Genomic DNA, 13,946 nt, shown 5'->3' with positions numbered 1-13,946 from the left:
TGCCGATTTCCTGAAATTAATTTAAATACTTTATTAAAGTACCGCAAAATGGCGTTTGATAGAATAAAAATCTGATGAATGTCGCATTTCAGTGTCACGTTTGGTCTTTTTGTTGTCACTATTTTCTAAATTTTAATTAATCGCTTTCTTGGTTATTGGCTAAGATGAATAAAGGGGCGGGATCGCTTAAAATCACAGGAATGTTGAAAAGATATAGTACATTCTTGATCTAAGTGGGTACTGCCCATAAAGTATCAAACTAATATAATAATAATTTAGATGTGAACGAGGTCGATTTGTCACATTTCCAGCAAACTATCTCCGCTTTGATTGAGCGAGTACAAAATGCCCAAGCAAGCGAAGTTCGTTGTGTTGAAGTTCTAACGCAAAAACCATCGTTTGCATTTATTGAATGGCTTCATGCTCAACCGCTCTTTCCTAAGTTCTACTGGCAGTCACGCGACACTCGTGAAGAGGTTGTTGCGCTCGGACAGTTACATACGTTTTCAGATCCTGCACCTGCGTACGCGATTCTTGGCGAAGACCAACGAATCTGGGGTGGACGCTCGTTTGACGGGCACACCGCAAAGAACCGTCGCTGCATGGAATCGTTTTTCTTCCTTCCTCAGGTTGAATTAATTCGCTTTGACAACACTTGGTCGCTGGCGGTTAACTTGTCTCCTGATCGCGTTGCTTCTATCAATGCCTTAAATAAGTTATCCGTTGAAGCGGCGATATTGGCGCCGTTATCTGCTCATATTGAACAGATTAACCACGTTCCAGAAAGAGAACAGTGGGGCGGATTGGTTGAGAAAGTTCTAAAAGGCATTAGCGACGAAGAGTATAAGAAAGTTGTTTTAGCGCGTAAAACCACGCTACAACTCGATGCGCCTATTTGTGCGGCTCAATTACTTAAAGCCAGCTATCTGCAAAATCACCACAGTTTCCACTTTATGTTGGTGCTGGACTCTAAACACAGCTTTATTGGCTCGACGCCAGAGCGCTTATATAGCCGACATGGTACTGAGCTCGATACCGAAGCGCTTGCTGGAACCATTGGTCGTGGAGAGAACGCTACTGAGGATATGGAACTGGCCAACTGGCTTTCTCAAGACAGCAAAAACCTCAATGAGAACCAGTATGTGGTTGACGACATCATTGAGCGTCTCACTCCTCATTCTCAAACGGTCCATGTTGAAAAGGATGCCCGCTTAGTGCGCTTGCGTAAGGTGCAGCATTTGAAGCGCAATATCCATGCTCAACTTAATAATGGTGTTAATGGTGTGCAGTTGCTTGCTGCCTTACAGCCAACTGCAGCGGTAGCGGGTTTGCCACGTAAAGAAGCGATGGATTTCATTCTTGAACACGAACCGTTTGCTCGAGGCTGGTATGCAGGCTCTGTAGGCTATATCAGCCATCAGAGAGCGGAATTCTGCGTGGCGATTCGAAGCGCCTTGATTGTAAACGATCAAGTACAGCTGTTCGCTGGAGCAGGGATCGTGCCGGGATCGGTTGCTGAACATGAGTGGCAAGAGCTGAACAAGAAGATGTCGACTCTGCTCAGCCTAATTTCCGATCATCCACCACTGGGTGTGGCGTCATGAATCACGACCAAGCCGTATTAAATAGAGTTTGGTGTCACACATTACTTGAAGAGCTAGCACGCAACGGTGTTGAACATGTTTGTGTTGCACCGGGTTCTCGCTCAACACCGTTAACTCTCGAAGCTGAAGCTAATCCCAAGTTAACCTTACACACGCACTTTGATGAGCGCGGGCTTGGATTTTTAGCTTTAGGTTTAGCTAAGGCGAGTAACAAGCCCGTTGCGGTGATTGTGACATCGGGAACAGCTGTCGCGAACCTTCTTCCTGCGACCGCTGAGTCTGGGTTAACACGAGAGAAGCTGATTTTACTGACCTCAGATCGACCTATCGATTTAGTGGATTGCGGCGCTAACCAAGCGATCCAGCAACAGGGTATCTTTTCGTCTCACGTTGAAACGGCGCTTAACCTTCCAAGCCCTACGATACAAGTTTCTTTGAATTGGCTGCTAACATCGGTTGATAGTGCGCTTGCGAAACAATGCAATGTTGGCGGCGCGATTCATATCAATTGTCCGTTCCCAGAGCCGCTCTATTCTAAGAACAGTGCTGAAATGTATGCGGATTACACTAAAAGTATCGCAGGGTGGAGCTCGTCAGCCAACCCGTATTCTAACACTTGTTTACCCAATCATTTGACTGTACAGCCAGTAGCGCCGGGCGATTACCTAGAGCGTAAAGGTGCCGTGATTATTGGTTCGATTGATAAAGAAGCGGCAACAAAAGCGCAGCAGTTTGCTTCTGCTTTGGGCTGGCCAATCTTCTGTGACCCTCAATCGGGCATGAACAGTGATTGGAAGCATTATGATCTGTGGTTACAGAGTGACTCAGTTAAAGAGCAACTCAACCAGTGTGATTTTATTCTTCAGTTTGGTGAGCGTATCGTTTCTAAACGACTAAACCAATGGATTAAGTCACAAGCGGCTTCGTTCGATTCCACGCAATATGTAGTGGTTTCACCTGATGCGCACCGTATAAATCAAGACCATCTGCCTCAAACTCATATTGTTGCCAATATTGAGTCATGGATAACCGATCAACATCTGCCAACATTGTTAGGCAAACACTCTGGTTGGGCGACGCCTTTAATCGAGGTCGCAAATACCGTTCAGCAACTCGCACTCGCACAAATATCCAATAATGACCAACTGACAGAGTTGAGTGTTGCGGTTGACTTGTCGTCTAGACTTAAAGACAGAGAGTTGTTTGTGGGAAACAGCTTGATGGTAAGGCTGGTGGATATGTTGTCGTCAATATCTGCGAATCGAGTTTACAGCAATCGTGGTGCATCGGGCATTGATGGCTTGGTGGCGACGGCTGCGGGCGTGGTGAAAGCCAACCAGAATCCCTTATTGATGTTGATTGGCGATACTTCTTTGCTTTACGACATCAACTCACTCGCTCTGCTGACTCATAATTTAACGCCGATGGTTATTGTTGTGACCAACAATGATGGTGGTGCGATCTTTGATTTATTGCCGGTGCCAGAGCAGCAGAAACAGTCACTTTATCAAATGCCTCATGGTTTCAGTTTTGAACACGCTGCTGCGCAATTCCAGTTGGGATACGCTGCGCCAGAAACCTTGAATTGCTATCAAACCATTATCGAACAACATTTCGAACAGGGTCAGGGTACCTTGCTCGTGGAAGTTAAGACGCCTCCCGAACAAGCGTCTACTTTGCTGAAACAATTCAGTTCAATGCTCACCGAGGCATTAGCCTAAGGACTTTACATGCTTTACTCCGATTATTACCCAGCTGTACAAGATTCTTCTGACAAACCTTTGCTTGTTTTTTTACATGGTTTACTCGGAAGCGGGGATGATTGGAGTGCATGCCATCCATTCCTCGAGGATTTTCCTCTCCTTTGCATAGATTTACCCGGACACGGACAAAGTCGCTTTATCGATCCGGTAGGGTTTGATCATTGCTGCAAGAAAATTGTCCAGTGCATCACATCTCAACTGGCACTCAACGATCTTCCTGCTAATTACCCTATCGTGGTGATCGGATATTCTATGGGCGGCAGACTCGCTATGTATGGGGTGACAAGCCCTTGCTTCGAGACGCTTAACCTAGAGAAAGTCATCATTGAAGGTGGCAACTTTGGTTTGGAATGTGATGAAGAAAGAGCACAAAGGTTAGTACATGATACGCAGTGGGCTGTTCGCTTTGCACAGCAGTCGATTGAAGATGTTTTAGACGATTGGTATCAACAAAGCGTCTTTTCTTCACTAAATCATGAGCAAAGACAAACTTTGGTCATAAAGCGTAGTGGTAACCTTGGAGTATCCGTAGCAAATATGTTGTTATCTACTTCGTTAGCTAAGCAACCGGATTTACGTGCCACATTGAAATCTCACGAGCACTTATTGCATTATGTGTGTGGAGAAAAAGACCGTAAATTCATGGAGCTAGCTGAGAATAGTGGCTTTGAATATAGTCAGGTGGATTACGCTGGTCATAATGTTCATTTTGAGCAACCAGAACTGTTTTCCAACCTGATAATCCAATGTATCGCCAGTCGTCGTTAATCTGACTGAGCGATTCTCTCGTATCAAGCACTATCAAAAGCAGAGCAACACCGTCACGACTACTCGTTAGTCGTGGTCTCTAATAGAACAATGGGAATCACCATGGCTAAAACAGTAGGCATCACAGAAGAAGAACTTTATGCGGCAGTTAACTGGAGCGATGAAAGCAGTCAATACGAAGATATTCAGTACCACAAGTCTGACGATGGTATTGCAAAAATCACGATTGCGCGTCCTCAAGTCCACAATGCCTTCCGTCCACAAACCGTAAAAGAGATGATCAATGCATTGGCTGACGCTCGTTACGACGAGAAGGTTGGCGTAATCATTTTGACGGGCCTTGGTGAGAAGGCGTTCTGTTCTGGTGGTGACCAAAGTATTCGCGGTGACTACGGCGGCTACCAAGACGATTCAGGTACACATCACCTGAACGTACTGGATTTCCAACGTCAAATTCGTACTTGTCCAAAACCAGTAATCGCAGCGGTATCGGGTTGGGCTGTCGGTGGCGGTCATGTACTTCACATGATGGCAGACCTTACGATTGCTGCTGAAAACGCGCAGTTCGGTCAGACTGGTCCTAAAGTAGGTTCATTCGATGGCGGCTGGGGTGCTTCTTACATGGCTCGTATCGTTGGCCAAAAGAAAGCGCGTGAAATCTGGTTCCTATGCCGTTTCTACGATGCTCAAGAAGCATTGGACATGGGCTTGGTGAACACGGTTGTGCCTGTCGCTGACCTAGAAAAAGAAACCGTTCGTTGGTGTCGTGAAGTGCTGCAACACAGCCCAATGGCTCTACGTTGCTTGAAAGCAGCTCTTAATGCTGACTGTGATGGTCAAGCCGGTCTACAAGAGTTGGCTGGTAACGCAACCATGATGTTCTACATGACAGAGGAAGGTCAAGAAGGCCGCAACGCATTCAACGAGAAACGTCGACCGGACTTCGACAAGTTCCCGCGTAACCCATAGTCTTTCTCCTTTTCAAAATGAGTCGCTAATAGCGGCTCGTTTTGTTTTGATGTTCCCCGTTTTTTAGGAAACTTTATGAACTCAGTGAATTCTCAGCGTCACGCTAAACTCTACCGTTATCAATTACCTATGGATAGTGGAGTGGTTCTTCGTGACAATAAGTTGAACGAACGCGTTGGCTATGTCATCCAACTAGAGTGTGACGGTAAAACAGGTTTTGGTGAAGTGGCGCCTCTGCCAGGCTTCAGCCAAGAAGATGCTGAACAAGCCGGTATTCAACTGCAACATGAATTAGAGCTTTGGAGTCACAACAACCCTCAAACACCTTTTAATGATCTATATCCTTCTGTTGCCTTCGGTTTTTCGATGGCGATGATGGAATTACGAGGCGAACTCAACACGGAAGGTAACTACCAGGCTGCGCCTTTGTGTACAGGTGATCCAGATGAACTGATCCCTGTACTAAATGAAATGGAAGGCGAGAAGGTTGCAAAAGTGAAAGTCGGCCTCTACGAAGCGATTCGCGATGGCATGCTGGTTAGCTTATTCCTTGAATCGATTCCGGATTTGACTCTAAGGCTTGATGCCAACCGTGCGTGGAAGCCAGAAAAAGCGAAGCAGTTCATTAAGTACATTTCGCCTTCATTACGTCAGCGTATCAGCTTTATTGAAGAACCTTGCCAAAAGCCGGAAGACAGCTTGGCATTTGCTATTGACCACGGCGTAGCGATTGCTTGGGATGAAACACTGCAAGAAGCTGTGCGTAATCCAGAGTTTGATCTTAGCGACCTTACTGGTGTTAAAGCTGTAGTTATCAAGCCAACTCTCATTGGCTCTGTAGAGCGTTGTGTGGCAATCATTGAGCGTGCACAGCAACTTGGGATTAAACCTGTATTGAGTTCAAGCATTGAGTCGAGCCTAGGTCTGACTCAGATTGCTCGTCTGGCGCAGCAATATCTGCCAAATGAAGTGCCGGGGCTGGATACGATTGGCTTGTATCAGCAACAGTTGGAAGTTTCATGGCCGGGTTGCCAACTTCCTGTTTCGACTCTTGATCAGCAGCAACTGATTTGGTCTTCTTAGGCTGATCGTTTGATTGGCTTAGACACTTTTCAATCTATAACTTGGTTATCTTATGATGCGCCCACAATCTAATAATCACCCACTTTGGGAACAGTGGGCGCAGCAGAACCCACTTCAACCAGCGCTAGTGACTACTCACCGCACTTATACTTGGCGACAAGTGTTTGTGTTGGTGAGTGAGTACCAACAACAGCTATCTCATCAAGGCCTATCTGAAGGTGATGTATTGACGATTGTTGGTAAGAACCAAGCTGAAGTGCTCCCTGTTTACCTTGCCGCACTCAATTTGGGTGTGGTTTGTGCATTAACGATGCCTCAGCCTCGTTTACGCCTGAAGCAAAAGCTCGATGCCTTATATCAAGCAGATCAACAGAGCTACCTTTGGTTTTTGGGCAGTAGCGGCATAGAACAATCTGATACTACGGACTTGAATGCTCAGTTGGTGACCTTGCCTTGCTTAAATGAAGTTAAGGTCGATGGTGATGACAATCGGCTCTCGACATCTCAAGACTCTAACTTCAATCCGAAAAATCTAGCGAGCATCGTATTCACTTCAGGTTCTACTGGAAACCCCAAAGCGGTCGCCCATACACTTGAGCAGCACTTATGTTCTGCGTCTGGGCTACTTGAGGTGTTTCGTTATCAACAAGGTAACACTTGGTTACTGAGTTTACCTATGTACCATGTGTCGGGATTGGCGATTGTCCATCGCTGGTTAACTGCGGGTGGCTGCATCAAAATAGGTTCTGGCCAGCTTGAAACCGATATAGAAGGTTGCAGTCATGCCTCATTGGTGGCTACTCAGTTACATCGATTGTTAAAGAGTAAGCAAGCACTTACTTTAACTCATGTACTTTTGGGTGGTAGCCATATTCCAGAGGCGCTTGGCCTTGAAGCTCAGCAAATGGGGATTGAGACTTGGCTTGGTTATGGAATGACGGAAGCAGCCTCTACGGTGACGGCAAAGCCTGTTGATGCTAGCAGCACTGCAGGGTTTGTCCTTAATCATCGCCAGCTAAAAATTGAAGAACAACGCATCTTTATTGGCGGCGAGACGCTCGCTTCTGGTTACTACTATCAAGGCACTTTAACCCCATTAGTGGGTGAGAATGGCTGGTTTGATAGCAAGGATCTTGGGGAGTGGGTTGGTGAGCAAGTGTCGATTATTGGTCGCGCCGACAATCAGTTTATTTCTGGCGGTGAGAATATTCACTGTGAGGAGGTCGAGCGAGTACTTAACCAGCTGCCCGAAGTTAAGCAAGCCTTTATTGTGCCCATAGAAGACAGCGAATTTGGTTTTAGACCAGTAGCTATTGTGGACTGTGATGAAGTTCTAACCAAAGAATGGTTTGCAGAACAGCTACAAGGAAGCCTAGAGCGATTTAAGTTCCCTATTGAGTATTACCGCATGCCTCAACAAGAACAGTTAGGTATTAAGGTATCGAGAGCGGGATTAGCGCAGTGGTTGTTGCAACACCGGCGCTCTAACTAATTGAGTCGGAGGTTTTTTGTTCACTTGGCCTGCAGTTAGTTAATTTAGCAATTAGATAGTTCAAAACAGAATTTATTATCTTTATAACCATCAATCATAATAAGCCATATAAATAACGGATTATAGAATAAGGTCTTATTATGAAAATTGCCCTCATCATTGCGGTTTTGCTGCAGATAGGCCAAGCGGTTACTTCGTCAGGGTTGACTCGCTCGTTGGCTGAACTCACCGCATTTGTGTTGGTTGTGGTACTCGTTTTAATGAAAAGAGAGAGCAAGAAGAGTGATAAGCCCCTGTTTGATTCGTGATTGTTGCAACAAAGAATATTTTTACCACAAACGATAAAGGCAAAGCCCATTTGAGCTTTGCCTTTTTGTTGTGTCATTCGCTAATCTGAGTGTCTAGGTAATCGAGCAACTATCTAGAGCGTTCGCTTGCGGTCTAGGTGAGAGTTAACCACGCCAATGAACCTGTCGAGATCATGACCCACATTGTAATACCAAACATCAATGGTTTCGGTCCTGCTGCTTTTAACTTCTCAACTGAAATACCACAGCCAATTAAGAACAAACACACCACCAGTGCTCGCTTAGACACATCAAAGATTCCTTGATAAACCATCTCAAATTGTGGCAGTAAGTCACTCACTGCGATAGCAGCGCAATAGAAGAAAATGAAGTAGGGAACCGTAATCTTCTTTTGATCGTTCTTGAAGAGCATCGCACTGATTAAAGCGATTGGGATGATCCAAAGTGCCCGAGCGAGCTTCAATGTGGTCGCTGTCGTCAGTGCTTCTTCGCCATACGCTGAAGCTGCGCCGACAACTGAAGACGTATCGTGAATCGCAATAGCTGCCCAAGTACCAAATGTTTGTTGGCTGAGTTCAAGCGCGTGACCAATCATAGGGAATAAGAATAGAGCGACCGAGTTCAACACGAATACAGTGGCTAACGCCAAACCAATCTGTTCATCGTCTGCTTTGATCGCGGGTGCCACTGCTGCTATCGCGCTACCACCACAAATCGCGGTACCAGAAGAGATAAGGTAACCCGTTGTGCGGTCTAGCCCCATTCTCTTAGCCAAGAACCAACCAATGACTAATGTACCGATAATCGTCGTTACAATGAGACCAATACCATCGCCTGTTACCGCTAATGCTTTTTCAAACTGAATGCCAAAACCCAAGCCAACAATCGAGTAAGCTAGTAGCTTTTTGGTGAGTTTGCCGACTTCCAAGTGTTCAGGGACTAAACCTAAACTAGCAAGTAGGAAACCGATAACCAGGGCTGTCGGTGAGCTGACCCAAGGCGTTAAGCAAAACAGCGCAGCAAGATAAAACGGAACGGACTTTTTTAGGTTCATTGTATTTAGAGTCTTGTTTTGTAGTGATGTTATTGTAATGAGACCACTATACGTTCAATAAAATGATAAGTAAGTCTAAATGAATTGAACAAACGTTAAGGAAAACTTAACGCTTGTTCAGCTGATATGAATAAAGGGCTGGTTAGCTAGCGTAGAGATCCGCGAAGATTGGACACCGACTGTCGAAGAGTTTCACAAGAGGCTTCTTTAGGTGCAATAGGTTCGCCAGCTTCTATCTCTAATTTGGTCCAGAAGCGAGTGGGTAGCCCTTTGCAGGCACGGCCTTTGTAACGACTAAAGTAGCTTCCCCATAATCCTTTTAGAGCCATAGGGATCACAGGGACAGGGGAGCGTTTGATAATTAGCTCCATACCACGCATGAACTCAGCCACTTCGCCATCAGAGGTTAGCTTTCCTTCTGGGAAAATACACACGATGTGGCCTTCATGCAGGGCTCGCTCTACTTCTTTAAAAGCGTTTCGTATCGAACTGCGGTTGGTTGCTGAGATTGGAATCACCCCAGCTCTTTTCAAGAAACGTCGAATCGGCGGCAACTTGGTGTATTCCTCTTCCATCACGAAACGGATAAGACGAGGGCAAACCGCACTCAGCAGCAGTGCATCCATATAACTTACATGATTGCAGACAATTAACGCACCGCCTTTTTCTGGCAGGTGATGTAAGTTTTTATGCCTGACTCGGTACATGGTGTGAGTGACCACCCACGTAAAGAAGCGGAAAGCGTAGATAGGAACCTGATAAAACAGGTACAGCATCACCAAAGTGTTGCCCAACGCGAGCAACACAAACAGCTGTGGAATTGAAAGCTCTAGAACACTGAGGCAAACAATACCTAAAACCGCACTTCCCACCATGAACAGTGAGTTATAAATATTGAGCCCGGCAATCACTTGGGCACGCTCATCTGGCTTGGCACGTAGCTGCATCAGTGAATACAGAGGAACAATAAAGATACCGCCAGAGATCCCCAATAGCAGAAGGTAAGCAAATAGCGGCCACAGCTCTGAATAGGTTACGAATTGGTGGAAAGAGCTAAAGTTGGGTAAAGACTCCGGGATGGATATCGCCATCAAAAGACCGAAGATCGAGATACCTAAGCTGCCCATTGGCACGATGCCGATTTCAATGCGGTGGTTAGATAACTTATCGCAAGCTAAAGAGCCGATCGCGATGCCTACTGAGAACAGTGCCAGTAAAAAGGCGACTGAGCTTTCAGTACCGTTTAGATGCAGTTTGGTGAAGTTGGGAAACTGAGTTAGGTAAGCTGCACCAAGGAACCAGAACCAGCTTATAGACATCAGAGCTTGAAAGGTTGGGCGGTCTTTTTTGGCAATCGCCAGTGTTGCACGGGTGAGCTTTACAGGTTGCCACTTTACTTTCAGGTCTGGTGCATTACTTGGCGCTTGTGGAATAAAGCAGCTTGATGCATAGCCAAGCACGGCGAACGAAACAATACACACTGCGGCAATGAGCTTTGCGCCTTCTTCAGATGCAATGATGCCTGCGCCTAGAGTACCGATCAGGATCGCTAAGAATGTACCTGTTTCGACGAGAGCATTACCAGATACCAGTTCTTTTGTTTCTAACTGTTGTGGAAGCAGGGCGTATTTCACAGGGCCAAAGAAAGCACTTTGTGTTCCCATAAGGAACAGAAGCAGAAGTAATATTCCGTAGCTTTCATAGATAAATCCGATCGCACCCAGTGACATAATCACCACTTCAAGGAGCTTAACTTTACGGATAAACCACGATTTTTCGTATTTATCAGCCAGTACACCGGCTAAAGCTGAGAATAGGAAGAAGGGCAGAATAAACAGGCCAGCGGCCAAATTAATGAATAGATTGCTAGAAATAGGCAGCGTGTCTACGCTTGCGAAAGCAACAAACAGTAACAGGACATTTTTGAATATGTTGTCGTTAAAGGCTCCTAGAAATTGGGTAATAAAGTAGGGTAGGAACCTTTTTTGCGTTAACAGCGAAGATTGGCTGCTGTTGTTCATTGTCTTTCCTTGGATGATTACCAGTTGGTTAAGTAGTTTGAGACTAGGTTATTGATCAACTCTTTACCATCGATTGGCTCAGCGGCGAAAAATTTATCATCAACGCTGAGTAGAGTAATTCCATGTACTCCAGACCATAATACACGGCTAGCTTTAACGACTTCGCTTTTAGTATGTTCAGGGGCAATAGCTATTAATAGTTGCTCTAGCATACCTGTCATTCTATCGATGCGGTTTGATTGCCATTCAGGAAGGTTTTCACCGTTCATGTTGTGCTCAAAGATAAGCTGCCAACGGTGAGGGTGTTTTTGTGCAAAATCGTGGTAACAGTATGCAAGGTTGAATAGAGCTTGTTGAGGGTTGCTCGATTGTTCAACCGCTGCAGCAGATTCTGACGCCAGTTCATCTAATGTTTGAGCGACCACATGTAATAGCAATAGGTTGTAGTTACCAAATACATTCACCAAGGTACTTGGAACGTAACCAATCATATTGGCGATTTTACGTAGACTTAACTCGTGATAAGAGTGCTCTTCTAAGAAGTCGGTCACCGTTTTTAAGGTTAATTGCACTAATTGTTCGCGAGTATGATCGTTTCGTCTTGCCATGGGTACTTTCTATTAAATGAACATCGTTCAATATTTTAATGCTGCCCCAGAGTGCCGTCAATCCCTTCGCTAGTTTAGTAATCAATTAATAGCCGCAATATTATGATACATGTGTAAAGGCCGTGAATATTTCATTGTTCTTTGTTAACGAGTATGATTAAGGTGTCGAAAGATAAAGAACCCTATAAAGGATAATAATGAAACGATTTTTCTCACTAGTCGCGATCCTGTTGGTAACAGTCGCGGTGACGCCAATCGCGGAAGCGAAAAAGTTTGGTGGTGGTAAGTCATTTGGCAAAAGCTTTAAAACGGCTCCAGCACCAAAACAACAAAACACGAATTCGATCCGACAAGATCAAACGGGTAAGAACACAGCAGCTAACTCTAGCAAGAAAGGCCTTATGGGCGGTCTACTAGGTGGTTTACTTGCTGGTGGTCTTTTAGCAGCATTCTTTGGTGGCGCATTTGAAGGTATCCAGTTTATGGATATTCTTATCATGGGTCTGATTGCGTTCCTAGCGTTTAAATTCCTACGTGGAATGTTGGGTGCGAAGCAGGGCTCAATGAATCAGCAGAATGCACGTGGCCAGCAGCCAGCATTCGGCGGAATGGGTCAGAACAAGTTTGAACAACCTAAGCAGCAACCAAACGTTCATAACTTCGAACAAGCACAGCCTCAATCACAAGGCGCTGCTGGTGGTTTCGGTTTTGGTGCACAAAGCGATGTTCCACATAACTACCCACCAGGCTTTGATCAAGCGGCATTCATCAATGGCTCTCGTGAGCACTACCGTACACTGCAAGGTGCATGGAACCACAACGAGCTAAACACGATTGAAGAGTACGTGTCTCCAAGCCTATTTGAAGATCTAAAAGTTGAGCGTAATAAGCTGGACGGTGATCAGCACACAGACGTAATGTACGTTGATGCTGAAATCGTTCGCGCAGATCATGATGGTAGCAAAGCGCAGCTAAGCCTTCAGTTTAGCGGTCGCTACCGTGATACAGCGGACGGCATTGAAGAAGATATCACTGATATCTGGCACTTAGAGCGTGATTTAACGAAAGAAGATATCACTGATATCTGGCACTTAGAGCGTGATTTAACGACTCAAAATGCACCGTGGTTAATTGTTGGTATTCAAGGTTAATCTCGATAGTTAACTAAAAATGAGTTAACTAGACATTACTTTGATTATTGAAAGCCCTTACGGAGAAATCTGTAGGGGCTTTTTTGTGTCCGGTTGTTTGGAACTGTAAATTTTAAGAAGGGCGTTTGCCTTCGGCTTACAGAAGATGCGGCTCTTTAGATATTCGCGTTGCTAGAAAATAGTACCATCACGACAATTATTTAGAGTGATACTTTGTGCTAACAGTGAGTTAGGCTGAACGCAAGTTACTCATTTTATTTAGATATTCAATCGAGGCTATCTAACCAATATAGAGGTATTAATCGTGACGACTGAATTTTTCGAGCCGATACTAGAACCTGAAACATCACTACAGCAGAAACAACAAATAGCGGATGAGTGTGAGGAGCATGTATCTACAAACTGCTTAGGTTGCGCTGCTTACTTGGTATGTGGACGCCACATGGAAGCCTGGAGAGACTGAGTGCTCAATGATCTTTAAGAGATTCAATCTTGTTATGAGATCTACGGATAGAAGTTTGAAGTGTTGAACTTAGACAGAAGCGGTTTCAACTTCTGTCTTGATAAGACAGGGCTTTTCAATAACGCGTTCAGAAACAAAAAAAGCCAACTCAATGAGCTGGCTTTTCGATCTTCCAATTAAGGAGAATATGGTGGAGGGAGACGGATTCGAACCATCGAAGGCAGTGCCGGCAGATTTACAGTCTGCTCCCTTTGGCCACTCGGGAACCCCTCCAGGGTGTGTCTTACTCTTCACAAAGTAAGCCTAAATTGATGTTTTCCCATAAGCCCATCAACTAGGTTGTTCTCTTAACTCTCGAAAGAGGTAAGAAGAATATGGTGGAGGGAGACGGATTCGAACCATCGAAGGCAGTGCCGGCAGATTTACAGTCTGCTCCCTTTGGCCACTCGGGAACCCCTCCAGGGTGTGTCTTACTTTTCACAAAGTAAGCCTAAATTGATGTTTTCCCATAAGCCCATCAACTAGGTTGTTCTCTTAACTCTCGAAAGAGGTAAGAAGAATATGGTGGAGGGAGACGGATTCGAACCATCGAAGGCAGTGCCGGCAGATTTACAGTCTGCTCCCTTTGGCCACTCGGGAACCCCTCCAGGGTGTGTCTTACT

11 protein-coding genes and 3 tRNA genes are annotated in these 13,946 nt (G+C 45.3%); 8 read left to right on the top strand and 6 right to left on the bottom strand.

Annotated elements, in window-relative coordinates; all coding sequences use genetic code 11:
- The first annotated feature begins 296 nt into the window (after nucleotides 1-296).
- The 7 genes from CWO13_RS19455 (at nucleotide 297) to CWO13_RS23525 (ending at nucleotide 7,987) form a co-directional block, all read left to right on the top strand.
- Nucleotides 297-1,604 (top strand): isochorismate synthase, encoded by a 1,308-nt coding sequence (locus CWO13_RS19455; protein ID WP_080967738.1) that lies wholly within the window; start codon nucleotides 297-299, stop codon nucleotides 1,602-1,604.
- Nucleotides 1,601-3,325, top strand: coding sequence for a 2-succinyl-5-enolpyruvyl-6-hydroxy-3-cyclohexene-1-carboxylic-acid synthase (gene menD / locus CWO13_RS19450; RefSeq protein ID WP_102432829.1), 1,725 nt, complete (start codon nucleotides 1,601-1,603; stop codon nucleotides 3,323-3,325). Before CWO13_RS19455 ends, menD begins: the two co-directional genes overlap by 4 nt.
- 9 nt (nucleotides 3,326-3,334) lie before the next feature.
- The gene (gene menH / locus CWO13_RS19445) at nucleotides 3,335-4,135 is read left to right on the top strand and encodes a 2-succinyl-6-hydroxy-2,4-cyclohexadiene-1-carboxylate synthase (RefSeq protein WP_102432828.1); all 801 of its coding nucleotides are present in this window, start codon (nucleotides 3,335-3,337) and stop codon (nucleotides 4,133-4,135) included.
- A 102-nt stretch (nucleotides 4,136-4,237) separates the two neighbouring features.
- Complete coding sequence (gene menB, locus CWO13_RS19440) at nucleotides 4,238-5,104, top strand: 1,4-dihydroxy-2-naphthoyl-CoA synthase (protein WP_017060170.1); 867 nt, start codon at nucleotides 4,238-4,240, stop codon at nucleotides 5,102-5,104.
- A gap of 75 nt (nucleotides 5,105-5,179) precedes the next feature.
- Complete coding sequence (gene menC / locus CWO13_RS19435; RefSeq protein ID WP_108083413.1) at nucleotides 5,180-6,187, top strand: o-succinylbenzoate synthase; 1,008 nt, start codon at nucleotides 5,180-5,182, stop codon at nucleotides 6,185-6,187.
- Between the two features lie 52 nt (nucleotides 6,188-6,239).
- Nucleotides 6,240-7,679: an o-succinylbenzoate--CoA ligase gene (menE, locus tag CWO13_RS19430; protein ID WP_108083412.1), complete on the top strand. Its 1,440-nt coding sequence runs from the start codon at nucleotides 6,240-6,242 to the stop codon at nucleotides 7,677-7,679.
- 140 nt (nucleotides 7,680-7,819) lie between these two features.
- Nucleotides 7,820-7,987, top strand: a complete 168-nt coding sequence (locus CWO13_RS23525; protein WP_048664248.1) for a hypothetical protein — start codon at nucleotides 7,820-7,822, stop codon at nucleotides 7,985-7,987.
- Between the two features lie 133 nt (nucleotides 7,988-8,120).
- Here CWO13_RS23525 and CWO13_RS19425 read toward each other — a convergent pair whose 3' ends face one another.
- The 3 genes from CWO13_RS19425 to CWO13_RS19415 all read right to left on the bottom strand — a co-directional run bounded on the left by CWO13_RS19425 (nucleotide 8,121) and on the right by CWO13_RS19415 (nucleotide 11,670).
- Nucleotides 8,121-9,041: a YeiH family protein gene (locus CWO13_RS19425; RefSeq protein WP_102432826.1), complete on the bottom strand. Its 921-nt coding sequence runs from the start codon at nucleotides 9,039-9,041 to the stop codon at nucleotides 8,121-8,123.
- A 146-nt stretch (nucleotides 9,042-9,187) separates the two neighbouring features.
- Nucleotides 9,188-11,062 carry an MFS transporter gene (locus CWO13_RS19420; protein ID WP_108083411.1) on the bottom strand — a complete coding sequence of 625 codons (1,875 nt, stop codon included), beginning with the start codon at nucleotides 11,060-11,062 and terminating at the stop codon, nucleotides 9,188-9,190.
- A gap of 17 nt (nucleotides 11,063-11,079) precedes the next feature.
- Nucleotides 11,080-11,670, bottom strand: coding sequence for a TetR/AcrR family transcriptional regulator (locus tag CWO13_RS19415; protein WP_017071712.1), 591 nt, complete (start codon nucleotides 11,668-11,670; stop codon nucleotides 11,080-11,082).
- Between the two features lie 197 nt (nucleotides 11,671-11,867).
- On the opposite strand from CWO13_RS19415, the gene CWO13_RS19410 reads away from it, so the two are divergent.
- The gene (locus CWO13_RS19410; RefSeq protein WP_108083410.1) at nucleotides 11,868-12,821 is read left to right on the top strand and encodes a Tim44 domain-containing protein; all 954 of its coding nucleotides are present in this window, start codon (nucleotides 11,868-11,870) and stop codon (nucleotides 12,819-12,821) included.
- Nucleotides 12,822-13,472: 651 nt separating this feature from the next.
- On the opposite strand, the gene CWO13_RS19405 is transcribed toward CWO13_RS19410, so the two are convergent.
- From CWO13_RS19405 to CWO13_RS19395, 3 genes are all read right to left on the bottom strand, one after another.
- Nucleotides 13,473-13,557, bottom strand: a tRNA-Tyr gene (locus CWO13_RS19405).
- 102 nt (nucleotides 13,558-13,659) lie between these two features.
- Nucleotides 13,660-13,744 (bottom strand) — tRNA-Tyr (locus CWO13_RS19400).
- A gap of 102 nt (nucleotides 13,745-13,846) precedes the next feature.
- A tRNA-Tyr gene (locus tag CWO13_RS19395) sits at nucleotides 13,847-13,931 on the bottom strand.
- Nucleotides 13,932-13,946: the final 15 nt, after the last annotated feature.

The sequence above is a fragment of the Vibrio sp. ZF 223 genome (genome assembly GCF_003050585.1).
Taxonomy (GTDB): Bacteria; Pseudomonadota; Gammaproteobacteria; order Enterobacterales; family Vibrionaceae; genus Vibrio; species Vibrio crassostreae.
The sequence above is the reverse complement of the archived record's forward strand: the minus strand, read 5'-3'. Positions and strand labels throughout refer to the sequence as shown.

Excerpts from the sequence above, each read along its gene's own strand:
- menE (WP_108083412.1), top strand. The coding sequence starts at position 6,240 with ATGATGCGCCCACAATCTAATAATCACCCACTTTGGGAACAGTGGGCG.
- menB (WP_017060170.1), top strand. The coding sequence starts at position 4,238 with ATGGCTAAAACAGTAGGCATCACAGAAGAAGAACTTTATGCGGCAGTT.
- CWO13_RS19425 (WP_102432826.1), bottom strand. The coding sequence starts at position 9,041 with ATGAACCTAAAAAAGTCCGTTCCGTTTTATCTTGCTGCGCTGTTTTGC.
- menH (WP_102432828.1), top strand. The coding sequence starts at position 3,335 with ATGCTTTACTCCGATTATTACCCAGCTGTACAAGATTCTTCTGACAAA.
- menC (WP_108083413.1), top strand. The coding sequence starts at position 5,180 with ATGAACTCAGTGAATTCTCAGCGTCACGCTAAACTCTACCGTTATCAA.
- CWO13_RS23525 (WP_048664248.1), top strand. The coding sequence starts at position 7,820 with ATGAAAATTGCCCTCATCATTGCGGTTTTGCTGCAGATAGGCCAAGCG.
- CWO13_RS19415 (WP_017071712.1), bottom strand. The coding sequence starts at position 11,670 with ATGGCAAGACGAAACGATCATACTCGCGAACAATTAGTGCAATTAACC.
- CWO13_RS19410 (WP_108083410.1), top strand. The coding sequence starts at position 11,868 with ATGAAACGATTTTTCTCACTAGTCGCGATCCTGTTGGTAACAGTCGCG.
- menD (WP_102432829.1), top strand. The coding sequence starts at position 1,601 with ATGAATCACGACCAAGCCGTATTAAATAGAGTTTGGTGTCACACATTA.
- CWO13_RS19420 (WP_108083411.1), bottom strand. The coding sequence starts at position 11,062 with ATGAACAACAGCAGCCAATCTTCGCTGTTAACGCAAAAAAGGTTCCTA.